We start from the raw sequence: 24,456 nt of genomic DNA, 5'->3' as shown, positions 1-24,456 counted from the left end.
CGGCTTACTTATTTGAGTTGGCACATGGTCAATAAAACCAGTATTCTGATGCAATTACACAATACTTGAGCCATCGGATATAATTTTACATGACATTTATTAGAGCTTTATCTAGTATTTTTTTACTCCTCTTCGCATTCAATATTCACGCTGCATCTATATGGAAAGTTTCATCAAAAACTCATAGTTTATATATAGGTGGTACTATTCATATATTAACCCCAGATGATTACCCACTACCAAAAGAGTACGATATTGCCTATCAAAACAGTAATAAGGTGGTATTTGAGACCGATATGGTTGCAGTTCGACAACCAGAGTTTGCTCAAAAAATGATGAGCTTAATGACCTATAGTGATGGTACAACCATAGATAAAGTATTAGATGCAGATACCTATCAAGCATTAGTGGTATTTTTATCATCTAAAGGTGTGCCCATACAGGCGTTAGGTGCTTATAAACCAGGTATGATAGCTATTACATTAAGTATGATGGAATTAAATGCCATGGGTTACACCAGCGAAGGGGTAGATGTATTTTATTCTAAATTAGCTACTGGCCACAGCAAACCTCAAGCATGGCTTGAAACACCAGATGAACAATTGCAGTTTTTAACCAATATGGGGGATGACGATCCAAGTACAATGATTGATTATACCCTTAAAGATATTGCAACTATGGAAGATACCTTTGGTAAACTTCATAAAGCTTGGTCTAAAGGTGATATGTCGGCTATGGCTGATGTGGGAATTTATCCATTTAAAGCAGACTACCCTGCTATTTATGAAGACTTAATCTCTACCCGCAATAAAAATTGGTTTCCACAAATTGTTTCTATGTTGGAAGACGAACCCACTGAGTTAATTTTAGTTGGAGCCCTACATCTAGCCGGTCCAGATGGTATTTTGACTAAATTACAAGCCAAGGGTTATACAATAGAACAAATGTAAGTTATCCATGTCGATATAAGTAAAGTGTTGCGGTCAAAGCGGCACTTTAATTTTATATCTCTTTTATCGCGTTTTTGCGATAGTCTTTACATAATATCCATACCTTAAAATGTAGTTAATTAGTCATGATACACACCTGCGATACCCCAGGTCTTTTGCCCGTACAAACCGCCATTTCAAATATGCTTAAAATTGTCGCCCCCATCCTTGAGAGCGAATGGGTAGATTTAGAAGATGCACTAGGTAGAGTACTATCTGAAGATGTCTTGTCTAAAATTAACGTGCCCCCTGCAGATAATTCCGCCATGGATGGTTACGCGTTACGCAGTGAAGATTTAAATACAACCGAACACCTAACTTTGGTAGGTACCGCTCTTGCTGGCTCTCCTTATGATGCTCTGGTATCTAGTGGCGAGTGTATTAGGATAATGACAGGCGCTATTATACCACAGGGTACTGACTCAGTTGTGATGCAAGAAAACACTGAGGTTGATGGTAAACGTATCACTTTTAAACAAAAACCGAGTGTTGGAAATAGCGTTCGTAAAGCCGGTGAAGACATTAAAAAAGGGCAAATAGTTATCGGTAAAGGCACGCGAGTTAATGCTGCTAATTTAGCATTACTTGCATCAATTGGGGTATCAGAAGTTGCCGTTATTCGCCACGTTAAAGTGGCACTAATCGCAACAGGTGATGAACTAACACCTGTCGGACAGCCATTACAAAAAGGCGCGATTTACGAAAGTAATCGTTACGCATTAAGTGCCTTGCTCCACTCTTTTCCGGTTGAAGTATTCGATTTTGGTATTATTAAAGACAATAAAGAAGAGTTACGCACCACCTTTGAGCAAGCCGGTAACCATTGTGACCTAGTGCTATCTTGTGGTGGCGTGTCGGTTGGTGAAGCTGATTATGTGAAAGACATTCTAGATGAGCTGGGTACAATAAACTTTTGGAAAGTAGCCATAAAGCCAGGGAAACCTTTTTCCTTTGGGCAATTAAACAACGCTTGGTTTTGTGGCTTACCCGGTAATCCGGTTTCATCTTATGTCACCTTTGAAACCCTAGTGACGCCTCTATTAAATCAAATGTGTGGTGAAAATCCTAAAACACCACAGTACTTTGTAGCTAAGGCTGCGTGTACTATTTATAAACGCCCCGGGCGAGCTGATTATCAAAGGGGCATATTTTATCGTGATAACAATGGTGAACTGGTCGTCAAGCCAAACGGCAAGCAAGGCTCGGGTATTATGAGTTCAATTGCCAATGCAAACTGTTATATACTATTGGATCAAGATTCAGGTAATCTAGAACAAGGCAATACAGTCAAAATTCAACCATTTTAACTCACAAATTTAAGCCTAAACATATTCACATAAACCAGATGTAAATGACTGATTCAATTACCATTTGGTGCTTAATTACAAAATGCGTTAATAAAGAGACACTAGTGGCATTTAAACAAGAGCTTAAAACTATTATCCAACTTGCTTGGCCGCTTTTAATTGCGCAAATTACCCAAACCTTAATGGGTGTGTCAGATACAATTATGGCTGGGCGCTATTCTGCAACAGATATGGCCGCTGTAGCCATTGGGTTTGGCTTTACGTTTCCTGTTTTAGTTTTTATACAAGGAATAACCTTAGCGCTACCACCAATAATTTCTCGTTTTAATGGCTCTAAACAACTAGATAAAGTGGCTAATGTTACGCAACAAATGATTTGGTTAGCCTTTGGTATTTCTGTCTTGGCACTGCTGTTTTCTTTTGGTTTCGAACCTTTATTAAAGTTTATTGATATGGACGCGAAATTACGCAACATTACCATCGATTACATTCAATATATTTTGTATTCAATGCCGGCATTTGCCATATACCAAGTCCTCCGAAACTACTGTGAAGGCCTGTCGGTTACTAAACCCAGTATGCTTATTATGGTAATTGGCTTATTGATAAACATACCCGCAAATTACGTTCTTATTTATGGAAAGTTTGGACTACCAGAAATGGGAGGTGCTGGCTGTGGTATTGCCACTGGGTTGGTATTTGTTGCCATGTTATTTGCCACTTGGTTTTATACTTTTAAGTCGAGTAAATTAGCTAAATTTAACCTGTATCATAAAGTGTACCGACCTCAGCTAATAGATATGTGGAATAACCTAAAGCTAGGTGTGCCTATTGCCCTGACTATCTTGTGTGAAGTGACATTATTTGCTGCAGTGCCAATATTGTTAGCCCCTTTTGGCGCCACTATAGTTGCATCTCACCAAGTGGCATTAAACTTTTCAGCGTTAATGTTTATGATCCCGCTGAGTATAGGGATAACTACCAGTATCCGCATAGGATTTTTATTGGGTGAACAAAAACCCCAGCAAGCAAAATTAGCAATAAAATGCGCCTTTACCTTAGGATTTTGTACTTCAGCTTTTGCTGCTTTAACTACCATTCTATTACGTGGTCCAATATCAAGGCTTTACAGTATTGATCAAGAGGTAATCGATCTCGCATCAAGCTTATTACTATTTGCTGCTATGTTTCAGTTTTCTGATGCAATACAAGTTATATCTGGTCATGCCTTGAGGGGGTATAAAGATACAGCAGCCATGTTTTACCTAAGCTTTATTTCGTACTGGGGTGTGGGTATGACCATAGGTTGTATTTTGGGCTTAACTGACTGGATAGTCCCTAAAATGGCTGCTGCTGGCTTTTGGATTGGTTTTATCTGCGGCTTAACAACAGCAGCCGTTTTATTAGGATTAAGGTTGAGGTATATTCAAAAATATCCATTAAATGATTTTGCATAAAAACCAAATGCAAGGTAATAAATCACTCATGAACTTACCAAGTTTGCTGCGAGTCTTAATTTTCACTTTTATATTATGTGTAAGCGGGTTTGTAAATTCAGCGCCTATACACTTCATCATTGATTCTGAATCATTTAAAACGTTTTTCGAAAAGGACAGTAAGCCTGTAAATATGCATGAGGCAACGTATCAATTAATTTTTAATCAAATCAAAATGATACCCAAAATTTCTATAATTCCAGACCTAAGAATGAAATATTTTCTTGATTCAGAACAACCAACCTGTACTTTCTATCGACTACAAACGCCAGAAAGAACAAATCGATATATATTTAGCACCCCAACGGACATTTTCTTAGGGGTTAAACTGTACCAACATAAATCCAGTAAACCTATCGATGAAAGGTTTTTAGATAAAGTAGGCAGATTAACTTCTATTAGCAATTTTTTTAATGATGAAACCAATGCTGCTAATTTGCTGTTAATGTCAGGTAAGTCTTACGGCTTCGAATTGGACCAACAAATTGAAGAGATTAACCCTATTTCAAAAATAATGATCTCAGGAGAAAGCCCTAATAAAGCCTTTCTTGGGATGTTTTTAAAAAAACGAGTGGACTATATTATATATTATCCTACTGTATTTCTTCATTTTCCTGAAGAGGCAAAAACTTTAAGATCTTATCCTATCGAAGGCTCGCCCCCATATATGTTTGGCAGAATAATGTGTAACAACACTACAGCTAGCCAAGCTTTTGTAACCCAAGTAAATCAAGCTTTAAAAAAACTTTATGTTACTGATGAATTTTTAAATGCCATCTTAGACTTCACTCCAGAGGATGAACATGGGCATATTAAGCACATTATTCAAACTAAATTTATTCCTGAAGCGCTACAACAAGGTTAAACGGTTTTAAATCTATGAAGTTGCTCAATATAGCTATCCGCATAAAGTCTAAAGCCCCAATGCAAACGTTAGATCAAGTCATGGTCACAAGAGTTGCTGGGCTTGATGGTGACTTTCGAGGCAAACCTGGTAAACGTCAGGTAACTATATTGAGTCAAGAGCAGTGGGACTTAGCTTGCACTGAGATAAAGGCTGATCTTCCATGGGCATTCCGGCGGGCAAATCTATTGGTTTCTGGCGTTAGTTTTAATAAAGATATGGTCGGAAAACTAATTAAGATAGGCCATTTAATATTGCTCATTACCCGAGAAGCCGACCCTTGTCCAAGAATGGATCAGCAATACCCAGGCTTGACTCAAGCTCTTATGCCAAACTGGCGAGGTGGAATTTGTTGCCAAGTTATCGCTGATGGTAGAGTCAAGATAGGCGATAAGATCAAAATTGTAGGTTAAATACAACTATCTCCCACTGGCTTTTTCCTAAAAACATCGTTGGATTTCATCCATCTTACACGTAATAACCGTCACATTTTCATAACCAACTCTTTGTAATTGTTCCGCAGCCAGAGCGGCACGAGCAGAAGTAGCACAGTGTAAATAGATAGCTCTTGCAGGATCTTTCTCAAGCTCCATCATTTTCATTTCAAGCAATCCCCTTGGAATATTAATCGCTCCTTCAGCTGGAAAAGCCTGGTGCTCAGCAGGTTCACGAACATCAATCAATAAACCACCATTTTTTGCTCGTTCCTCAGCAGCCGTTTTCGCTTCAATACAGCGAATATTTTGTTTTACTTCAACAATCAAATCTGGAATGGCTTTAAGCATGTTTTACTCCTGAACACCTAGTTTTTTGAGAATGGTACTCATAGGACACCATAATGTGAATGCCGATTGAATTAAATTAGCAGCAATAAAAATACTGAAAAATATCCAATTTGGATGGACCCAATAGGTTAACGCTAGCGATATTAAGAGCAATGTCCCTGCAATTAACCGTAAAGCAGCATGTAATTTCATTTTTTTACTCTCCTCTTCAATCTTGATGTTATATTAGACTTTACTAATATTAGAATCAACTTATATTAGCATTTTCTTATATAATATTTATAATGGCATGATTCACACTTAAAAATAAGGTTATAAAATTGGATCTGAATCAACTATCTAGTAACGCAGGTCATGCTGAAGCCTTCCTAAAATTATTAGCTAACAAAAATAGACTTATGATTTTATGTACATTAATTTCTGAAGAACGCAGCGTTTCTGAATTAAATCAGAACATTCCTTTAGGACAGTCAGCGTTATCACAACACTTAGCCGTTTTACGTAAACATGATTTAGTGGAAACACGTAGAGACGCACAGAGTATCTACTATTCTGTTACTGATACTCGTGTAAAACAAATTATTGAAAAAATGTACGAGTTTTTCTGTGACGTATAACTCCTTCATGATGGAGCTGTAAAATGCCTAATTCATTAAAGCCTCACCCTTTTGATAATGCGGTACGTTACGCATTATTAAATCGTGGCTTACCGCTGTTTTTATTTTTGTTTGCTCTTATCGCTGGTGTTATTGCCTTACAAGCGACTCCCAGAGAAGAAGAGCCACAAATAGTAGTACCAATGATTGAGGTAATGGTCGAAGTCCCTAACTTATCGGCACGTCAAGTAGAGAGGCAAGTAACCACTCCCCTAGAAAAATTATTAACTCAGATAGCTGGGGTTGAGCACGTTTATTCCACCTCTTTAGATGGTCAGCTATCAGTAGTATTAAGGTTTTTAGTTGGAGAAAATCGTGAAGATGCTCTTATCAATACCTACAACAAACTGTATGCAAATCAAGATTCAATACCATCAGTTGTTGACAACTGGATATTAAAACCCATTGAAGTGGACGATATTCCCATTGTGATGATTGGTTTAGTTAGTAGCGATGAACAAAAATATAATGATGTTGCTTTACGTAGAATAAGTCAGGAAGTATCGACTTTATTGCAGGGCATAGAAAATACCAGCGAAGTGAATGTCATAGGCGGCAGGCTACGTAAAATAGAAGTTGAATTAGACATTACAGCGCTCGCTGCTTATCAGACCAGTGCTTTAGATGTATATAGCGCAATTACCCGTTCAAACCAATTAAATAAGTCTTCCACTGTGGTGATGGCTACAAACGCTGTAGTGATTGAATCTGGTGATGTAATACGTAATTTAAACGAATTAAATACCCTAATTGTGAACATGATTAATGGTAAGCCTGTGATGTTGCAAGACGTCGCTACTGTAAAAGATTCTCAACAAACCGTTACCTCTTATCAATGGTTGGAGTATAGCCATTACGCTAAAGAAAGCAGTGTCAGTGCAGCTGAGAAAGCACTAAGTGGTCAAGCAAATCCTATGGTAACAATTAGTGTTGCTAAGCAAAAAGGTACAAATGCTGTGCGAGTTGCAGGTGATGTATTAACCAAAATGACCGAGCTTAAGGCAAACCTACTTCCTCCAGAAATTGATTACAAGATACTCCGAGACTATGGCCAAACAGCTAATGAAAAAGTTAATAACCTAAGCTCAAGTTTAGCTTTTGCGGTCTTTACAGTTGTGGTGTTCATAGCAATATTTCTAGGCTGGCGGGCTGCAATTGTAGTGGGAATGGCAGTACCTGTTTGTTACGGGCTTACCTTACTGTTAGATCTATTGCTTGGTTATAGTATTAACCGTGTAACTCTATTCGCTTTAATATTATCTCTGGGTTTATTAGTAGATGATCCCATCACTGGAATTGATAATATAAGTCGATTTCTAAATTTACCTAAAAGCAAAAAATCTAAAACCCAGCGAATAATAGATGCTATGGCAGAGATCCGCTCACCTCTTATTATGTCTACTGTCACCATTATACTCGCGTTTGTACCGTTAGCATTTATTACAGGAATGATGGGGCCATATATGGCACCTATGGCCTTTAATATCCCTATTAGTGTAATTTTGTCTGGTGTTGTAGCCTTTTTTATTACCCCTTGGTTAGCATCGCATTTACTTAAGCCTCAAGAAGTAAAAACAACTAATACAAAGTCTTTTTACAACCGTCTTTTAGGGCAACTGATTGCTAATAAATTTAGAGCTAAATTTGGTCTATTTGTAGTGTTAGGCTTATTTATTGCCGCTAGCTTATTACCGCTACTTCGTGCTGTACCTTTAAAGTTATTACCCTTTGACAACAAAAATGAAATACAGCTACTAATTGATTTGCCAGAATCAGCAACTTTAGAGCAAAGCGCGGCTAAGACTCAAGAGATCATGGAAATAGCCAAGACGTTACCAGAAGTGGCGTTGCTTGCAGCTTATGTGGGTGAAGCTTCTCCAATGGATTTCAATGGTATGGTGCGTCAATACTATCTTAGAAATAACCCTTACCAAGCAGAAGTGCGACTGATCTTGATGGATAAAGATAAACGTAAACAACAATCTCATGGTGTAGTTTTAAGATTGAGAGAATTGCTATCTTCATTGCAAACTGATGGTATTAATATAAAAATTGTAGAAGTCCCACCTGGGCCGCCGGTATTAAGTACTTTTGTGGCCGAAATATACGCAGAGCCTTTTGTCGATTTAGACACCCAACAACAGGCCGCACAAGCATTAATGAGACGTTTAGCAAAAGAACCCCATGTTGTAGAAATAGATTCGACTATGACAGCCACCCAAGAGATAGCCCGTTTTATTGTAGATAAGCAAAAAGCAGCGCTGTCGGGTATTTCTACTGCTGATGTTAACCAAACTATAGACATTGCAGCTAGAGGCATTAACGCCGGGATATTGCAGAGCGAAAACGAAGCCATCCCCCTAGAAATTGAATTAAAACTGCCTTTTAGTAAAGCAAACCAAACTAGTGATTTTGATGGCTTACCGCTAAGAGGCATGACTGGCGTTGCTCAACAAGACGCAGGGGTGGGATTAGAACCGGCCCCCCAACCCATTGTAAACTTGGCAGAACTAGGCCAGTGGCAGAAACATCAGGTTAGCCAACCAATATTACATAAAGATTTACGACCAGTAATCTATGTAACAGCTGAACTATCGGGGCGCACACCAGCAGAAGTGATAGCAGATATTAGTGCAGACCGAATAGCGCCCCAAAACGTCCAATCTATAGATATGTTAAACAAGGGTATATCTGATAAAGAGGCAAAGAATAGCTGGCAATCAAGAACCTATTTAAACTCAGGTGCTGGTATTGAATGGGCAATTCCAGAAGGCGTCACTATTGAATTTGGTGGTGAAGGGGAATGGTTGATTACGATTGACGTTTTCAGAGATATGGGGATTGCATTTGCATTTGCTTTAGTGGGTATCTTTGTCGTTTTACGTTGGCAAATATCAAGTAGCGGCTTAGCACTAATAATTATGTCAGCTATACCGCTAACCATTACCGGAATTATGCCCGGTTTCTGGTTGATGAACCAATTTGGTGAACGCTGGATCGGTAATGCTCCTGACCCAGTATTATTTACCGCTACAGCTATGATAGGCATGATTGCATTAGCAGGTATTGTGGTGCGAAACTCCCTTATTTTAGTGGAATTTATAACCCTTGCACGTGCCAATGGCAAGACTATAAAAGAAGCATTATTTGCAGCGGGGACTGTGCGAATGAGACCTGTTTTACTCACTGCAGGCACCACGTTACTGGGTAATATTGTCATTATTCTTGATCCAGTGTTTAGTGGCCTAGCCTTAGCTATTATATTTGGCATTATCGCTTCTACTTTCTTTTCTTTATTTGTGGTTCCTATGGTTTACTTTTTAGTATTTGATAAAGAAACCACAGCACAGGATGAAGAAATATCCCCTCCCAAAATACTAGCAAGCAAATCAGGTCAGGAGAGCCACGCATGAGTTCAAATATTCTACGAAAAATCATTGCGCCAATTATAGCTACAATTGTATTAACTCTGTCTATTGCTTGGATGGCGGGTTTATTTACTGAAAAAATCGACCCCCATGAAGTAACGGGCTCTGCAAATACCGTAAAGAGCAATTATAAAGTGAAAGGTACCTTAGTTCCTAAATATGAATCTGCACCGGCAAGCCTAACAGCCAGAGAGACAACACTGATTTCAAGTCGTATATTGGCTCGAATTGAGAACATTCACGTTCGTGCCGGCGATATTGTCAATAAAGGTGACCTTTTAATATCACTTGAAAACAGCGAGCTAACCAGCCAGTTAGCGCAAGCAAAATCAAAAATAGTTTCTCTTCAGGGAGACATGAAGGAGGCACAGAATGCCTTAAAAAGAGTTGAAAATTTAAAACAACAAGGATTAGCATCAAATGCTGATTTAGACCAAGCACAAGCTATATTTACGCGTTTACAAGGTGAAATACAAACGGCAAAACAAGGCCAAAAAGTGGCAGAAACATCATTAGGCTATAGTCGTATTTTAGCGCCTTTCTCAGGGCGAATAGTTGATAGAAGCGCGGAGCCAGGAAATATGGCCTCTCCAGGTCAACCTATCCTTGCTTTGTTTAACCCAAGCTCATTATTAATTGAATCTAACGTCAGAGAGTTAGTTGCGTTAAAATTAGAATTAGGTCAAAAATTGTCGGTTAATATCGATAGTTTAGGGCTACAGTCTATTGCTACGATTTCTGAGTTAGTTCCAGCAGCCGATCCAAATGCCCATAGTTTTGTTGTAAAAGCTGACATTCCATTTAATGAAGACCAGAGACCAGGTATGTTTGCTAGATTATTTATTCCTATTGGAGAGGAGCGTATAATTTTAATTCCAGCCGAGTATGTCAGAAATTATGGGCAATTACATAGAGTATGGGTGAATAACCAAGGTAATATAAGCCGACGATTTATTCGAGTTGGAGAATCTTATGACGGCAAGGTTGAAGTTATCTCAGGTTTAGCCATGGGCGACATAATAACAGAGTTTGCAGAATAAAAGTTTTCCAAACAATGCGTGTAACTTCCTTATTTTTTGCACAATTGGCTTGATTACTCTAGCCAAAATAGATTTTTATATAACTTTAGTCTTAATAACGAGTATTTAAGAAAAAATAGCTTAACTAATGTGGATAGTTACGTTTATTATTCACCAAAAATTTTTAACACAATAGGATTTTAATATGAAATTTTCTGCATTACTTGTTTTTGTTGGTGCCCTTTCCTTCTCATCTGCAAGTATGGGAAATGATTTGCTAAGCTCTGCAAAAAGCTTACTTACTGACAGTAAATCTGAAACCACATCTAGTTCACTTAGTGTTACCGATATGGTGAGCTCCGTTTCTGACTCTTTAGGGATTACTGAATCTCAAGCCACTGGTAGTTTGGGTTCAATCTTTGATTACGCAAAAGATAATGTTTCTACTGAGCAGTTCTCAACTATTACTGATTCATTACCTAGCTTGGATACCCTACTATCTGCAGTCCCTGCAATTACTGGTGATAGCAGCGAAAGCTCAAGTGGTCTTGGCGGTATGCTTAGCAAAGCGACTGAGTATAGTGACACCCTGAGTGGAATCGCTACATTACAAAAGCAATTTGAATCACTCGGTCTTGACGCTGACATGGTTTCTAAAGTTATACAAAGTGCTTATGCTTACTTAGACACCGAGCAAGGACAACAAGTGAAAAGCCTTTTACAAGAAGGTCTTAGTTCACTGTCTCTATAATGTTTACATTAACCTATCGCCATTAATCTAGGCGATAGGTTTTCTTAAGTTACCGCCACTCTTTAGCTATCTTCATCTAAACTTCGCCTGCTGTTTTTTACCCTAAATTGAGACTAATTAACTATATAAACTTGCCGATAAAAACGTTTACTATAGCGTTTTTTATCTTTAGACCGAATTATCACCTGATAAAAAATTATTTTATTAACCCAAAGACTTAACTCGAAAAGGAAAATTTATGGAAAATTTAGATGAGAAGCTTCAAGTATTTTACGATAAGGCCATTGCATTAGGTACTGAATATGGAACCCAATTTATTTTAGCCATTGTAGTTTTAGTAATTGGACTTTGGATCATTAGTAAATTAAGTGACGTTGTTCGGAAATATTCAATAAAAGGCTTACCTGACGAAACCCTAGCAAAATTCTTAACCAATATTTTTGAGGTAATCTTAAAAGTATTATTAGTAATTAGTGTTGCTTCTATGGTCGGTATAGAAACAACTTCATTTGTTGCTATTTTAGGTGCTGCTGGTTTAGCTGTTGGCTTAGCATTGCAAGGCAGCTTATCTAACTTTGCTGGTGGCGTAATGATCCTTATATTCCGTCCGTTTCAAGTAGGTGATTATGTAGGGGCTCAAGGTTTAGAAGGCGCGGTTACCGACATAGGTATTTTTGTCACAACCTTTGAAACATTTGATAAACGTATCATTATTGTTCCAAACGGACCTTTAGCAAATGGCAACATTACAAACTACACAAAAAGCAGTATACGTGCAGTAGAGATCTCAATTGGTATTTCTTACTCCGATGATATTGCAAAAGGTAAAGCAGCTATGGAAGCCGTATTAAAAGCTGACCCACGAGTATTACAAGAAGAAGGTAACATTGTAGAAGTGGTTGACTTAGGCTCTAGCTCTGTAGACTTTTTGGTCAGAGCATTTGCAAAAACAGAAGATTACTGGACACTAAACTTTGCTCTACGCCCTGCTTTAAAGGCGGCAGTAGAAGCGGAAGGTTTAACTATTCCATTCCCTCAGCGCGATGTGCATATGTTTCAAGAAAGTGCATAAGCAAATCTAGTAATAAAAAAGGTGTGCAAGTCATTGCACACCTTTTTTTTACTTAATTTAAAACGAAGGTTGCTGTTGAAACAACCAGGTTACAGCATCTGATAACTCCGCTTTCCAAAATTTCTCTCCAGGCTCAGCATCTGTCACCCGTCTAAATTTCATATTATCTCTTGGATGTCCTTGGGATTTTAACTGTCGATACATCTTATCTGTATCAACTATCATTCCATCACCTTCAGCGTCGCCATATACAACGTAAAATCGACTATCTAATTTAGCTTTTTTAAACTGACTATAAGCAAATACATCCGGTGAATACCAATAAGCGGGAGAAAATATGCCGGCTTTACTGAACACTTCTGGGTAAGCGAGTAGCGCATAATGACTTATTAAGCCGCCCATCCCAGCCCCCATAATCGCTGTATATAGTCGCTCTGGTTTAGTACGAAAATTGTTATCTACATAAACCTTAACCACATCAACAATGAAATCCATATACTCTTTACCTTGAGCAGCGCCAAAACGTTTATTTTCCCAAGGTGATAGTTCATTCATGCGTGCTTCTCCGCCATGATCAATCGCCACCACGATCACTTCAAATTGTTTACTCTTTGCCAATGCGTTTAACGATTCATCTACCTGCCACTCCTCTCTATCGGACGTTAAATTATCAAATAAATTCTGTCCATCATGCATATACACCACTGGATAATACTTTTCGGAAGAGCGGTAACTGGGTGGTAAATAAAGCCGCACAGTTCTTTGCTTATCTAAACCAGTTATGACAAATTGAAAGGGCAAAATTTGTACATTGTCAGCAGCAGATGAAGGCTTGATAGACTCTGAACATGCCATTAGACAATTACATAAAATAAATAAGATAAATGGAATCAATCGCTTAATTAACATATCAATACTACCTAGCCTTTCTATAACGTCGATAAAAGAAAACAACATTATCCACTATTAATAAAAATTAATCGCCTTATGGCAGCGCTCCACCCTAAAATATTTAGCACTGACAATATAGTCATATATGTATTAATATCATCACTGAATTGTTCAATAATTAAACTAGAATCATATAAGTAGTAGTACACGGCTTAGCCAAGGAACCTTAAAAATGAATACCAAAATGCTTTTTACAGTTTGCTTCTTCATTATGCTTTGTGCATGTTCAAAGCAAAAAATTACAGAAACGGGAGATACGCCAACAAAGCCCTCAATAAGTTTTGAAACTTATTCGGCTCATGACTTTTTCCAGACAACAAGTTACGGCCTCGCGAACGCCAATGGTTATGCTTGGTCCCATGACAATAAACACATTCTTATTCAATCAGACAAATCTGGTGTCTTTAACGCCTACACTGTCGATGAAAATGGCGATCAAACTTTACTTACAGAGTCTGATTCAAATGCCTATTTCGTAAGTTCATTTTTCCCTGATGACAACAGAGTTATTGTCTCCGCAGACCAAGGCGGAAATGAGCTCAACCATATATTTGTTCGTGAGTTGGATGGCACCTTAATTGACGTCACCACAGGGGAAAACCTAAAAGCGTTTTTCGGTGGCTGGGTACAAAACAATCGTGCTTTTTATGTTTGGCACAATGGACGTAACCCTGCAAACTTTGACCTTTACAGTATTGACGTTAAAAGCTATGAAGCTTCGTTACTATTCGAAAACCCTGGTTTCGAGCCAGGGTCTATAAGTAAATCAGGAAAATGGTTAACACTGGACAAACCCCGTACTAGTGCAGATTCTGATATCTATTTAGTCGATTTACTAAGTAAAGAAAAACAGCCGCTTTTAATCACTGAACATCAAGGTAACATTGCTTATTCCACCTATGATTTTACGCCCGACGAAAAGCACATAGTTATTAGTACTAACGAGCATGGAGAATTTAATCAAGCATGGACTTATAACATTGCGACTAAAAGCAAAGCTCCGTTAATTCAAGCTGATTGGGACGTAAGTTTCGTTTTCTACTCACCAAGTGGAAGATATCGAATTCATGGCATCAATGCAGACGGCCTAACAGATATTACTATCTATGATCAAACCACAGGCAAAGAAGTATCGCTCAACAAGGTCCCAGAGGGTGAATTAGGACAAATTAGGTTCTCAAGAGATGAGTCTAAGCTAGCCTTTGGATTAAACACGGATACCTCACCATACAATTTATATATGTCGAGTATTGGTGGCGATAGCGTGAGATTAACTAACGCACTCAACCCCATAATCAATGAAAGCAACTTAGTTACCGCTACTGTGGAACGTTTTGAAGCCTCAGACGGCACCATTATTCCGGGGATCATGTATAAACCTAAACAAGCATCCGCAGCGCAACCTGTACCTGCATTAGTTTTTGTTCATGGCGGACCAGGAGGCCAAAGTACAAGAGGATACCGAGCGCTAATTCAGCATTTAGTCAATAATGGATACGGAGTATATGCCGCGAATAATCGTGGCTCATCAGGTTATGGCAAAACGTTTTTTCATATGGATGATAAACGTCATGGTCAAGAAGACCTCCGAGATATTGTTGAAGCAGGTCATTTTTTACGTAGTCTTGATTGGGTTGATGATCAAAAAGTAGGCGTGATGGGGGGCTCTTATGGCGGTTATATAACAGCGGCCGCTATGACCTTCTATCCAGATGAGTTTGAAGTAGGCATCAACGTTTTTGGCGTAACTAATTGGCTTCGAACTTTGTCTAGCATACCCGAATGGTGGGCATCGTTTCGAGAATCACTTTATGATGAGATGGGTGATCCGGCAACCGACTCTGAAAGGCACAAAGCTATTTCTCCATTATTTCATGCTGAAAAAGTCACTAGACCAATGTTAGTCGTACAAGGAGCGAATGATCCACGAGTACTTCAAGTTGAAAGCGATGAATTAGTACAAGCCATTAGAGATAACGGTGTTTATGTAGACTACGTATTATTTCCAGATGAAGGGCATGGGTTTTTAAGAAAAGAAAACAGAATAAAGGCTTCAGAGGCATATATTAATTTCCTAGATAATTACCTTAAAAAGCCTTAGAGGTTTTAATTAAGCGCCTGTCTCACTGGCGCTTATATCTCTGTTTTTATGGCAAAATTCTTTCGACTGTTTTTTCAATTTCAGTATAGTTGACTGACTCAACAAAACCCATGCTAAAGGTTTGCGGGGTTGTGAGATACTTATCTTTGTTACTTCTGCCAAAGCCAAATACTGTCATGTGGGGGCGACTGACGTAGTTATCTGGATGCTCGTCATCTTGATGATGAAACAAATACAACATTCTCGGGGATTTAACATCACCAAAGGCTATCCACTCTGGGCTGGGTAAGTCACCGATAAAAGGCTCATTGATAGGATGAGATTTGTTATCTGCAGACCCATACCAAAAATCTGTCGGGTCCATTTCACCACCAGGTACCCCTTCATATTGCACCCAATATTTGTAACCAGAGCTTACCGTTTTCATGGTGAAGTCTAACCGGCCTGAATAAAAGTCCCATTGTCCTTGCCACTGTCCATTATCAGATGTGAAGACGATGCGTACATGTTCTGATGTGTTTATTTCAACTGCAGATGTCGCAGGATCAGTCCCAGCATTCATAGCATGAAAATAACTACCATCTTGCTTATGAATCGCATTAGGAAAGCCTCTGTATTCTCCTTTGTGCCCAGAGCCTTTTTCTGGATGAAAGCCTATCCAATCTACCCCGTCCTTATCAATCATACTTGATAAGCCGCCGCCACTTTTCTCAAGGTAATAGGTGCCGTTGTCAGTGGTGATTATATAACTAGACAAATCACCTGCAGTTTCATCTAAGCCATGACTTAACACTACAGGCATTGCCTGATTAGATGAACTGCACGAAAATATTATTAAGCTACAGCAAGCTAATAATACGATTACTTTTATTTTATAAACCATAATATCTCCGCGACTAATCGCACTAATGGTTAAGCTCTTTTGGTTTAGCGCTTTTCTTTAACAGAATGCCTACTAACAAAATCGTCATAGAACAGGCTATAAAGATCCCTCTCCCCCAAACAGGATTGGGTATTAACGCCATAATACTGATGCCAATGCCCATATACATCACCATAGAGCCAAGCTTATGTCTTTGTTGTCTATCGTAATCGTCTTGATGATCATCTGCGATGACAGGGGTTTCAAGATCTTTAAAAAACTCATCAGTTTGTTGCTTATATTGATCTTTTTCTTCTTGGTAAAACAAACTCGTTAGACAGAAGAAACCAGCTGTAATCAGTAAGTGAGAGCCGATCGTCAGGATAAGATTCATATCTGACGCTTCCCTTCGAGTAAATTCTTCAAGCCCAACTAAGGTTGCAAATACATCTGCAGTAAATACGTTTCGTACAAACCAAGATACAAATAAACCAAGCACAACCGTTACCCACGGAGCCCACGATGGGGTTTTCTTGATAAATAAGCCAAAGAGTAATGGCACTAAAATAGGAACCTGAATCATCACTGAGAAAGACATCATTAAGTCAAATAGACTCAGCTCTTTCAGTGATTTGAAAAACAGCGCCATCACTATTACTAACAAACCACTAATAAAACTTAATAATTTTCCCATATTTAAAAGGTGCTTATCGTCAACAACCTTATTGCGCTTAGCTAAAAATGGTTGATAGATACTTCGAATAAAAATGCCTGAATTCTTATTTAATGCTGAATCCATCGATGACATAGAGGCCGCGAACAAAGCGGCAAGTAGTAGGCCTACCGTACCTATAGGCATAGCGTTTCGAGCAAATACCAAATACACGGCATCAGCAGCTTTGCTGCCAAGTTCAGTGTAAGAAGCTGCCGCATCTGGGTATAGAATGGCCGAAGCCCAAGGAGGAATGAACCAGATAATACTGCCTACCCCCATTAAAACCATAGCTAATAAAGAGGCTTTTCTGGCATTATCTGAATCTTTAGCATTTAAAAATCGAAAAGAATCATTCAAATTCATTATGGTAATCAATTGCTTAGCAAGAAAGAAAATAAAGGTCCCTACTAACAACAAGCCATAATTCATATCAGGCCCCATGACGAAATCTGACGGGAATTGTGTAACCAGTTCGACTGGCCCACCCACCATAACTAGGGCCACAATTGCACACGCTATGGATACAACGGCCACCACTAAGGTTTGCACAAAATCAGATGCTACCACTCCCCAAGCACCTGAAAGCACAGAGATAAACAACACAGCTAAGCCAGTAGCGATAATAGTGGCATTGATGTCTGCTTCAAATACGGCACTCGTGAATACCCCAAGAGCATTCAACCAAATACCCGCATTTAAGAAGCTAAATACAATCAAAGCACAAGAGAAAAACAGTTCATTCTGATCGCCAAAACGACGTTTTATCCCCTCTGTTGGTGTATCGACTCGCATTTGACGAAAACGATAAGAAAAGTATGCCCAGCCACAAAAGTAGGCAAAAGTATTCGCAAAAAACACCAAACTAACCGCGAATCCATCAGTAAAAGCTTTACCTGCGGCACCGGTGAACGTCCAAGCTGAAAATTGTGACATAAAGGCAGTTGAACCCACCATCCACCACAACATTCGGCCCCCCCCTCTAAAGTAATCACTGGTGGACTTTGCCGCCATTTTTTTGAAGGTAAAACCGATCCCCACAACTAAGAGAAAATAACCAGCTATTACTGCGTAATCATAGACCATGTTATCAAGCCTTAACTAAAGTTTACTTACATCAACCCAAGTGTCACAGGTACGAATTACGTCTATAAGCTGTTGATATAGGGCACCTTCTTTGAAGGTTTGATATGGTGGTACAGGCTCACCTTTAATATCTTTGACTAGCTCACGGATTAGGTACTCCCAGTTTCTTTCAGTGTCCCCTTTTATGTCTGGAACATCTGCTGCAATCTCAGCGGGCAACTGAGTCTCTACCCATTCTTTGTTCTCACCATATAAATACAATGGCCCAGCGCCATAATGTCCTTTGATATAAATAGCCCCTTTACTGCCATAAAAAGCTAGGTGATCTTCATTAAACCTAGGATGCAAACCGCCGTGCTTAAACATCACAGACACTGGTTGTTTAGCAAACTCACTTTCAAGTTTAGCCAGCACGTTATATGACCATTCAACATTAGACTCGCCCCACTTTAACGACGGATCGGTAATATCTTTTGGAATAAAATCACGACGAGTTTTAAAGTTGTGCACCCCTTCAACTATCGGAGCCTTACCTAAATCATCACGGACTTCCCCCATAATTGATAAAATTTTCTCGCCTATGACAGAGGTAACAATCGACATCATATGGGTGAAGTTATTATTTAAGCGCCCACCCCCATCTTCTTTACGGTGTGACCAACCAAAAGGAATATCTCGTTCTAGGTTAAAGTGAGAAATACACTCAACTTCAAGTGGCTCACCAATAACCCCTTCAGCGACTAACTTTTTAGCATGCATGATTTCAGGCATGTAACGGAAACTTGAAGCAAACGCTGTTTTAACACCTTTTGCTTTTGCCAATTCATATAACTCTTTAGCACTTTCACCACATGCAGTTAATGGCTTATCACTAAAAATATGACAGCCAAACTCTATGGCCTGTTTTATTGGCTCAACATGGGCACCACCGGGCGTGGCAATTGACACTACGTCAGGTTGACAGTCGATAAGTGCTTGTTGCCAATCTGTCCCCGCATAGGGAATGTCCATGTCTTTAGCCACTTGCTTCACTACACTCTCGGTTCGACCGACTATTCCTACAAGCTCTGCACCCACATTTCTAAATGCTTCTCCGTGACCTTGCCCAGCAAACCCAGTACCACATATTAAAACTTTTATTTGTTTACTCATTTTTTATCCTTTAATTCTGAAAGAACTTACCAATTCCACAAGGTCCCATCTTCTAATCTACTAACAGGTAGATAAGAACGCTTATAGGGATATTTACTCGCAGCTTCTTCATCAAATTCAATACCTAAGCCAGGTTTGTCACTCATTAAGGCCATACCATTTTCAACTTTAAAATCATGGTGGAATATTTCTTGTAATTGTTCGTTTCCGAAACCTACAAATTCTTGAATACCAAAATTAGGAGCCCAAATATTCAAATGCATATGAGCCGCAAAACAAACTGGAGATAAGTCGGGGGCACCATGGGGAGCAGTTTTAACATTATAAATACTCCCAAAATCAGCAATACGCCTTAAAGAGGTGATCCCGCCTGCATGGGTCGCTGCTGTGCGTATGTAATCGATTAGCTGGTTTTGAATTAAATCTTTACAGTCCCAAATGGTGTTATAGGTTTCACCTATGGCTAAAGGCACGGTAGTTTGTTGCCTGATCAACTTATAGTTATCTTGGTTTTCAGCCATGGACGCATCTTCTAAAAACATTAGATTATACTTTTCTAGCATTTGCCCTAATTTTGCGGACTCAACAGGTAAAAGGCGACTGTGAACATCATGTACTAGATTGATCTCATTACCAAAACGCTCTCTTGCTTTGCTAAATAACGCTTCAATCGTTTTGAAATATTTAGGGGTAGACCACTCCTCTTCAGGCGGTAAAGGTCTATTACCTTGCAACTCAAAGTAATCCTTTTTATCCCCTAACACACCATAGGTTACCTTTAAGCCAGGAACGGCTGATTGTAAGCGTATTGCTTTGAATCCTTGGTCTATAAGTGCTTGAGCTTTATCTAGGGTATCATCAATATTTTCACCATTGGCGTGAGCATATAAGGTGACACCAGTACGACTTCTTCCCCCTAATAACTGGTAAACCGGTAAATTGGCCACTTTTCCTTTTATGTCCCAAAGGGCCATATCAATACCAGCAATAGCAGCCATAGTAATAGGCCCTTTACGCCAATAAGCACCACGATATAAATACTGCCAAATGTCTTCAATATCCTGTGGGTCACGACCAATTAAACATGGCGCTACGTGCTCTTCTAAATAAGCCACCACAGACATCTCTCGGCCATTTACGGTAGCGTCACCTAAGCCATAAACACCTTGGTCAGTTGTAACCCTGACGGTGACAAAGTTTCTGCCTGGGCAAGAAACAAATACTTTGACTTCTGTAATTTTCAATTGGCGGCCTCTTTACTAAATATTGTATAAATGGGTTTACTAAATCGGTTTAGTTGAATAATTTAGCATAATACTTCAAGATGTCAACATGATGTTAATTACCCTTCTCAACGAAATTTTACATGGCAAAAATTAAACTTATCGATGTGGCTAACCTTGCTGGAGTGTCAAAAAGTACAGCCTCACAGTACTTAAACGGACGCTTTGAGTACATGTCCCAACATACAAAAGACCGTATCGCTGAAGCAGTAAAAGAATTGGATTACGTCCCAAACCCCATTGCACGGAGTTTAAAATCAGACAAAACAAAAACAATTGGTGTGATAGTACGAGACATAACAGGCTTTGATACAAGCCGCGTACTGAGGGGTATCGATGACTTTTGTAAAAACGGGGAATATAACGTCATCATTTACAATACTGACTTTGACCCAGAGGTAGAAGCTCGTTCAATCCGAGCATTATATCAATTAAGAGTTGATGGCATCATTATCTCTTCTTCTGGTAATAACCAGCATTTACTGCAAGATTACTCTGAGAATGGACTTCCTATTGTTGAGTTTCAGCTTGAACATGACGATACGAACAAAAACATTATCATCTCGGATTATAAACAAGCCGCTTTCGATGCTACTGAATATCTGATTCAGCTTGGCCATAAAAATATTTGTTTTTTAACGCAAAATTTTGAGAATGTGAAATCTAGAAATGAGAGATATCAAGGGTTTGTATCAGCTTTAGCTAAACATAATATCCCGCTACACAAAAACCTAATTCAGTATTGGCATAGAGAAACGGGCTTTCAAAATTCTATAAAAGATATGCTACGCTCACCCCCTGCCCCAACCGCAATTTTTACCCAACATTTAGCGATCACCACTGATTTGCTAACCCAATTTAACCAAGAAGGCATCAGCATACCTGAAGATATTTCATTGCTAGGGTTTGATGACATCCCTATGGCGGAGTTTTTTAAAGTTCCCATAACTGTCGTAAAACAAGAGCCTTATAAAATTGGCTCAGAAGCCGCTAAACTTTTGCTAGCGCATATTCACAACAAAACACTAGCTAACAAGAAAATACTAGTGCCCTGCTCTGTTGTAAAAAGACAATCGTGCAAATTGAGTGCATAAAACCCCCTATAGCCAAAGGCTATAAGGGGCACTTTACATTTACCTATTATAAAGACCTAACGCACAGCGCACGGGCAGAATTATCTTTTGAGTAATTGCTCCAATGAGTTGTCCCATTGCCATAAACTATATATGCATTTAATGGATTATCAGGTGGCTCAGTAATTGACCATAGTGGAGTTATGGAAACATTTTCTTCTACAGTGAGCATAAATAACGGTTCTTCAGCAAACTGCAGTGCAGCTCTAAGCTCTTCTATTCGGGGTAAACGCCAGTCTTGGTTTGCATTTAACGTTAATTCCTCGCAATATGTTACAGCGCTATACCAATTAATCTCAGGCCCTTCAGGTAACTTGTTGTCCTCCCATTCTATTAAAGCGTCTGGGTCATATGGTTCAACCACGGCAACATTAAGGCCAGACAAATCAATAACTTGTTTCTCGAAATTAGTTTCAACAATTATAGAAGCATACACCCCAGTCAACCCGACACGCTCGATTGATATTGAACATTCATCACCAACATCCAACGTGACACCAGTGCATGCATCGGTTTTTACTTCAAATGCATCAGCATTTCTGCCAGTCACTTGTACTGAAGTAACTTCACTTTGTTCTGCTTTTACGTTTTTAACAGAAAACGTTTTTTCTAAATCATCAGGGTCAGAAAATTCGTAAACACGTTGGGGGGTAACAGCAAATCTTGGTACATCTATCTTGATGTCAGCAGCGAGTGAGCTGCCGCTTCCATACAAAGACTCTACAGAAAAAGAGACCCCTCTATACTCATCGACATAATCTAATCCTACGTCGAATAAAGTTGCATATTGATACAAGTCTCTTAGATCATCGGTGCCATTAAAGTCTGAGAATCTAACTATAAACTCATAATCACGAAGAAATGTTTCTAGCTTTTCATTGTCAAACACACCAGATTTATTACGTAATTCCAAATAGTAATACAGCGGCTGTTCATGTAGCCCTGTCCCAATTGGAATTTTAATTAATTTAACCCCTGATGAAGACGACGAGGACTGTTCAATAGTATAGATACCAGATTCTTCTACAGTCACAACTTGTGAATCCTCAAACCACCCAGCCTTGTCTCTCCAAACATTAGCAATCATTGGGTTGTAGGTATCCCCCCCCATAGTGTCGTAAAAATTTGAATAAGAGTCGAAGAAACTACATTTTCCCAAATAGTCCGTGTCGAGAAAACTTACGGGGCTCACACCATCACACCAATGAGAGCTTGAATGGTCAAATCCAAAGGTATGTCCAAATTCGTGAGCTATGCGGCCAGCTCTATTACAACTCATGTCATAACCACCAGTTACAGTTAGATACCCTGTAAATTCATCATTGTTACCCAATGTAATAGGTGTTTTATATGCATAACAACCAGGATTTCCAAGGTAGCCATCTTTTACTATAAGCATAATTCTATCAATATTAGTCAGATCCGTTATTTGGCTCAGTTTGCTAATAGAATCATTATGGAAATCGTCTTTATAATAACCAAACTCTGCGCTGAAGTAGCTTGAAGAGTTTCGCTCTAACGTAGTCCAATCTACAAATTCAGTTTCAATCCAAGTTTTTCCGTTCGAGTTTTTGATCAAGAATTGGTTTAAAGAATCGTCATTGTCGCGAATTAAGTTTTTCATATCCTCTAAAGACATGGTCTCATCTTTATTATCAGGAAAGTTAATTAGTGCAACCAGCGTTCTTTGCGCTCCGATCTTGTCTGAGGTGGGCTCCTGCTCGTTAGGTGTAAAAGTCGCATCAACTGAACAATCTTCACTATTAGATTGATCAATTTCAAAAATGTTTCCTTCTAATGTGCCAGTACAACCTAATACAGAATCAATGGCATAACCTGCATCAGAAGTTAATGTGAAATATGCTGTTTCACCTGATTTAAGGGTTTTTATTGAAGGAGTTATCAATCCACCCGTTGACGAAGAAGTTGAAATTTCGTAATTAGTAGCCTTGAAATTAACAGTGATAGTGCAATTTGCTGTAATCGCGCTAGTAGTGTAATTATTGTCAACCAATGAGCCTTCACACCCGTCTATCATGTCAATAGTGTAACCCTCATCTGGTGTTACAGTGAAAGAGAATGCAGTTTGAGCATCCACAGTCTGAGCAGACGGGTTAATAGCCCCCTCACCAACCACAGATGATGTAATTGTGTATGTTGTAGGCGTTTGAGTAGAGCCTCCTGTCGCTGTTCCTCCCGAATCACCAGAGTCACCGCCACAGCTACTTAGTATCAAAATCAGAGCTACAACCTTGACGCCTACACCTAGAAACCTCGAAACCTTACCGCTTAGGTCCATTTGTCTTTCCTTATTATTTTTACGACGGCTTTACATAAAATAAAGACCATGAAAATGTTGTTTGTGTATATTTACGGAGCTTATTAATTCTTTAATTAACAAGCTCTTTGGTGACATAAGTTGTTAAAGTCTCTCATGAGTATTTGGGGTTTTCTTTCTGGATAATTGAAACAAACACGCGCAGCTTAACCCTATTAATGCTATCCCAGATGGCTCAGGTATAGCTGTCGCTGAATACTTAATATTTTGTGATGCATCGGTACCAATTGTGACAAACCCATCTGCGGAGCTAGGAACTATATCTTCCACTATCAATGAACCAAATCGCCCATAGATTTCAAAAGACTCTGAGGAAAACTCTGGTACCCAAGCGCATAAATCATCTCCTAGACCTAATTCAGTCTTTAGGCAGACACTATCTGCGCTAGCAGATAAATCGCTAGGGTCGTTAGCGGTGAATGCAAAGGTTA

At 39.1% G+C, this 24,456-nt stretch carries 21 protein-coding genes; 12 read left to right on the top strand and 9 right to left on the bottom strand.

Features of this window, described 5'->3' with window-relative positions; translation table 11 throughout:
• Window positions 1-89: 89 nt before the first annotated feature.
• The 5 genes from ABJE44_RS05120 to ABJE44_RS05100 all read left to right on the top strand — a co-directional run bounded on the left by ABJE44_RS05120 (window position 90) and on the right by ABJE44_RS05100 (window position 5,109).
• Window positions 90-950, top strand: coding sequence for a TraB/GumN family protein (locus tag ABJE44_RS05120; protein WP_348111349.1), 861 nt, complete (start codon window positions 90-92; stop codon window positions 948-950).
• Between the two features lie 125 nt (window positions 951-1,075).
• On the top strand, window positions 1,076-2,296 hold the full coding sequence (gene moeA, locus ABJE44_RS05115) for a molybdopterin molybdotransferase MoeA (protein ID WP_348111348.1): 1,221 nt from the start codon (window positions 1,076-1,078) through the stop codon (window positions 2,294-2,296).
• Window positions 2,297-2,400: 104 nt separating this feature from the next.
• Entirely contained in the window at window positions 2,401-3,753 is a 1,353-nt protein-coding gene (locus tag ABJE44_RS05110) for an MATE family efflux transporter (protein WP_348111347.1), read from the top strand.
• 28 nt (window positions 3,754-3,781) lie between these two features.
• Window positions 3,782-4,657 (top strand): hypothetical protein, encoded by an 876-nt coding sequence (locus tag ABJE44_RS05105; protein WP_348111346.1) that lies wholly within the window; start codon window positions 3,782-3,784, stop codon window positions 4,655-4,657.
• 14 nt (window positions 4,658-4,671) lie between these two features.
• Window positions 4,672-5,109, top strand: a complete 438-nt coding sequence (locus ABJE44_RS05100; protein ID WP_348111345.1) for an MOSC domain-containing protein — start codon at window positions 4,672-4,674, stop codon at window positions 5,107-5,109.
• A gap of 27 nt (window positions 5,110-5,136) precedes the next feature.
• Here the strand turns inward: ABJE44_RS05100 and ABJE44_RS05095 are convergent, their stop codons facing one another.
• Window positions 5,137-5,481 (bottom strand): rhodanese-like domain-containing protein, encoded by a 345-nt coding sequence (locus tag ABJE44_RS05095; protein WP_348111344.1) that lies wholly within the window; start codon window positions 5,479-5,481, stop codon window positions 5,137-5,139.
• 3 nt (window positions 5,482-5,484) lie between these two features.
• A complete protein-coding gene (locus tag ABJE44_RS05090; protein ID WP_348111343.1) occupies window positions 5,485-5,673 on the bottom strand; it encodes a DUF2892 domain-containing protein in 189 nt (62 codons plus the stop codon).
• Between the two features lie 128 nt (window positions 5,674-5,801).
• Between ABJE44_RS05090 and ABJE44_RS05085 the strand changes: the two genes are divergently transcribed.
• The 5 genes from ABJE44_RS05085 (at window position 5,802) to ABJE44_RS05065 (ending at window position 12,407) form a co-directional block, all read left to right on the top strand.
• Window positions 5,802-6,098, top strand: coding sequence for a metalloregulator ArsR/SmtB family transcription factor (locus ABJE44_RS05085; RefSeq protein ID WP_348111342.1), 297 nt, complete (start codon window positions 5,802-5,804; stop codon window positions 6,096-6,098).
• Between the two features lie 23 nt (window positions 6,099-6,121).
• Window positions 6,122-9,550: an efflux RND transporter permease subunit gene (locus ABJE44_RS05080; RefSeq protein ID WP_348111341.1), complete on the top strand. Its 3,429-nt coding sequence runs from the start codon at window positions 6,122-6,124 to the stop codon at window positions 9,548-9,550.
• On the top strand, window positions 9,547-10,605 hold the full coding sequence (locus ABJE44_RS05075; RefSeq protein ID WP_348111340.1) for an efflux RND transporter periplasmic adaptor subunit: 1,059 nt from the start codon (window positions 9,547-9,549) through the stop codon (window positions 10,603-10,605). Before ABJE44_RS05080 ends, ABJE44_RS05075 begins: the two co-directional genes overlap by 4 nt.
• 184 nt (window positions 10,606-10,789) lie before the next feature.
• The gene (locus ABJE44_RS05070; RefSeq protein WP_348111339.1) at window positions 10,790-11,335 is read left to right on the top strand and encodes a DUF2780 domain-containing protein; all 546 of its coding nucleotides are present in this window, start codon (window positions 10,790-10,792) and stop codon (window positions 11,333-11,335) included.
• A gap of 238 nt (window positions 11,336-11,573) precedes the next feature.
• Complete coding sequence (locus ABJE44_RS05065) at window positions 11,574-12,407, top strand: mechanosensitive ion channel domain-containing protein (RefSeq protein WP_348111338.1); 834 nt, start codon at window positions 11,574-11,576, stop codon at window positions 12,405-12,407.
• Window positions 12,408-12,464: 57 nt separating this feature from the next.
• Here ABJE44_RS05065 and ABJE44_RS05060 read toward each other — a convergent pair whose 3' ends face one another.
• The gene (locus tag ABJE44_RS05060) at window positions 12,465-13,316 is read right to left on the bottom strand and encodes an alpha/beta hydrolase-fold protein (RefSeq protein ID WP_348111337.1); all 852 of its coding nucleotides are present in this window, start codon (window positions 13,314-13,316) and stop codon (window positions 12,465-12,467) included.
• Window positions 13,317-13,530: 214 nt separating this feature from the next.
• Here ABJE44_RS05060 and ABJE44_RS05055 point away from each other — a divergent pair, with 214 nt between their 5' ends.
• Window positions 13,531-15,459 carry a S9 family peptidase gene (locus ABJE44_RS05055; protein ID WP_348111336.1) on the top strand — a complete coding sequence of 643 codons (1,929 nt, stop codon included), beginning with the start codon at window positions 13,531-13,533 and terminating at the stop codon, window positions 15,457-15,459.
• Window positions 15,460-15,505: 46 nt separating this feature from the next.
• On the opposite strand, the gene ABJE44_RS05050 is transcribed toward ABJE44_RS05055, so the two are convergent.
• The 4 genes from ABJE44_RS05050 to manD are packed head-to-tail and all read right to left on the bottom strand — an operon-like array spanning window position 15,506 to window position 20,515.
• Complete coding sequence (locus ABJE44_RS05050; protein ID WP_348111335.1) at window positions 15,506-16,342, bottom strand: hypothetical protein; 837 nt, start codon at window positions 16,340-16,342, stop codon at window positions 15,506-15,508.
• A 22-nt stretch (window positions 16,343-16,364) separates the two neighbouring features.
• Window positions 16,365-18,119 (bottom strand): transporter, encoded by a 1,755-nt coding sequence (locus ABJE44_RS05045; RefSeq protein WP_348111334.1) that lies wholly within the window; start codon window positions 18,117-18,119, stop codon window positions 16,365-16,367.
• 15 nt (window positions 18,120-18,134) lie between these two features.
• Entirely contained in the window at window positions 18,135-19,271 is a 1,137-nt protein-coding gene (locus ABJE44_RS05040; protein WP_348111333.1) for a Gfo/Idh/MocA family oxidoreductase, read from the bottom strand.
• 26 nt (window positions 19,272-19,297) lie between these two features.
• On the bottom strand, window positions 19,298-20,515 hold the full coding sequence (gene manD / locus ABJE44_RS05035) for a D-mannonate dehydratase ManD (protein WP_348111332.1): 1,218 nt from the start codon (window positions 20,513-20,515) through the stop codon (window positions 19,298-19,300).
• Window positions 20,516-20,637: 122 nt separating this feature from the next.
• Here manD and ABJE44_RS05030 point away from each other — a divergent pair, with 122 nt between their 5' ends.
• Window positions 20,638-21,648: a LacI family DNA-binding transcriptional regulator gene (locus ABJE44_RS05030; protein ID WP_348111331.1), complete on the top strand. Its 1,011-nt coding sequence runs from the start codon at window positions 20,638-20,640 to the stop codon at window positions 21,646-21,648.
• Between the two features lie 46 nt (window positions 21,649-21,694).
• Here the strand turns inward: ABJE44_RS05030 and ABJE44_RS05025 are convergent, their stop codons facing one another.
• Together ABJE44_RS05025 and ABJE44_RS05020 are read right to left on the bottom strand one after the other, a co-directional pair.
• Window positions 21,695-23,986 carry a DUF1566 domain-containing protein gene (locus tag ABJE44_RS05025; protein ID WP_348111330.1) on the bottom strand — a complete coding sequence of 764 codons (2,292 nt, stop codon included), beginning with the start codon at window positions 23,984-23,986 and terminating at the stop codon, window positions 21,695-21,697.
• Between the two features lie 123 nt (window positions 23,987-24,109).
• Window positions 24,110-24,456: hypothetical protein (locus tag ABJE44_RS05020; RefSeq protein ID WP_348120666.1), on the bottom strand; the 347-nt coding region annotated here is incomplete at its 5' end.

Source organism: Paraglaciecola sp. (assembly GCF_039942875.1).
Classification (GTDB): Bacteria; Pseudomonadota; Gammaproteobacteria; order Enterobacterales; family Alteromonadaceae; genus Paraglaciecola.
This window is presented reverse-complemented; position numbering and strand designations above follow the sequence as displayed.

Coding starts and splice junctions, on each gene's coding strand:
- ABJE44_RS05040 (WP_348111333.1), bottom strand. CDS start 19,271: ATGAGTAAACAAATAAAAGTTTTAATATGTGGTACTGGGTTTGCTGGG.
- ABJE44_RS05070 (WP_348111339.1), top strand. CDS start 10,790: ATGAAATTTTCTGCATTACTTGTTTTTGTTGGTGCCCTTTCCTTCTCA.
- ABJE44_RS05045 (WP_348111334.1), bottom strand. CDS start 18,119: ATGGTCTATGATTACGCAGTAATAGCTGGTTATTTTCTCTTAGTTGTG.
- ABJE44_RS05030 (WP_348111331.1), top strand. CDS start 20,638: ATGGCAAAAATTAAACTTATCGATGTGGCTAACCTTGCTGGAGTGTCA.
- ABJE44_RS05075 (WP_348111340.1), top strand. CDS start 9,547: ATGAGTTCAAATATTCTACGAAAAATCATTGCGCCAATTATAGCTACA.
- ABJE44_RS05090 (WP_348111343.1), bottom strand. CDS start 5,673: ATGAAATTACATGCTGCTTTACGGTTAATTGCAGGGACATTGCTCTTA.
- ABJE44_RS05050 (WP_348111335.1), bottom strand. CDS start 16,342: ATGGTTTATAAAATAAAAGTAATCGTATTATTAGCTTGCTGTAGCTTA.
- ABJE44_RS05080 (WP_348111341.1), top strand. CDS start 6,122: ATGCCTAATTCATTAAAGCCTCACCCTTTTGATAATGCGGTACGTTAC.
- ABJE44_RS05100 (WP_348111345.1), top strand. CDS start 4,672: ATGAAGTTGCTCAATATAGCTATCCGCATAAAGTCTAAAGCCCCAATG.
- ABJE44_RS05120 (WP_348111349.1), top strand. CDS start 90: ATGACATTTATTAGAGCTTTATCTAGTATTTTTTTACTCCTCTTCGCA.
- ABJE44_RS05095 (WP_348111344.1), bottom strand. CDS start 5,481: ATGCTTAAAGCCATTCCAGATTTGATTGTTGAAGTAAAACAAAATATT.
- ABJE44_RS05055 (WP_348111336.1), top strand. CDS start 13,531: ATGAATACCAAAATGCTTTTTACAGTTTGCTTCTTCATTATGCTTTGT.
- ABJE44_RS05060 (WP_348111337.1), bottom strand. CDS start 13,316: ATGTTAATTAAGCGATTGATTCCATTTATCTTATTTATTTTATGTAAT.
- ABJE44_RS05025 (WP_348111330.1), bottom strand. CDS start 23,986: ATGGACCTAAGCGGTAAGGTTTCGAGGTTTCTAGGTGTAGGCGTCAAG.
- ABJE44_RS05105 (WP_348111346.1), top strand. CDS start 3,782: ATGAACTTACCAAGTTTGCTGCGAGTCTTAATTTTCACTTTTATATTA.
- ABJE44_RS05065 (WP_348111338.1), top strand. CDS start 11,574: ATGGAAAATTTAGATGAGAAGCTTCAAGTATTTTACGATAAGGCCATT.
- moeA (WP_348111348.1), top strand. CDS start 1,076: ATGATACACACCTGCGATACCCCAGGTCTTTTGCCCGTACAAACCGCC.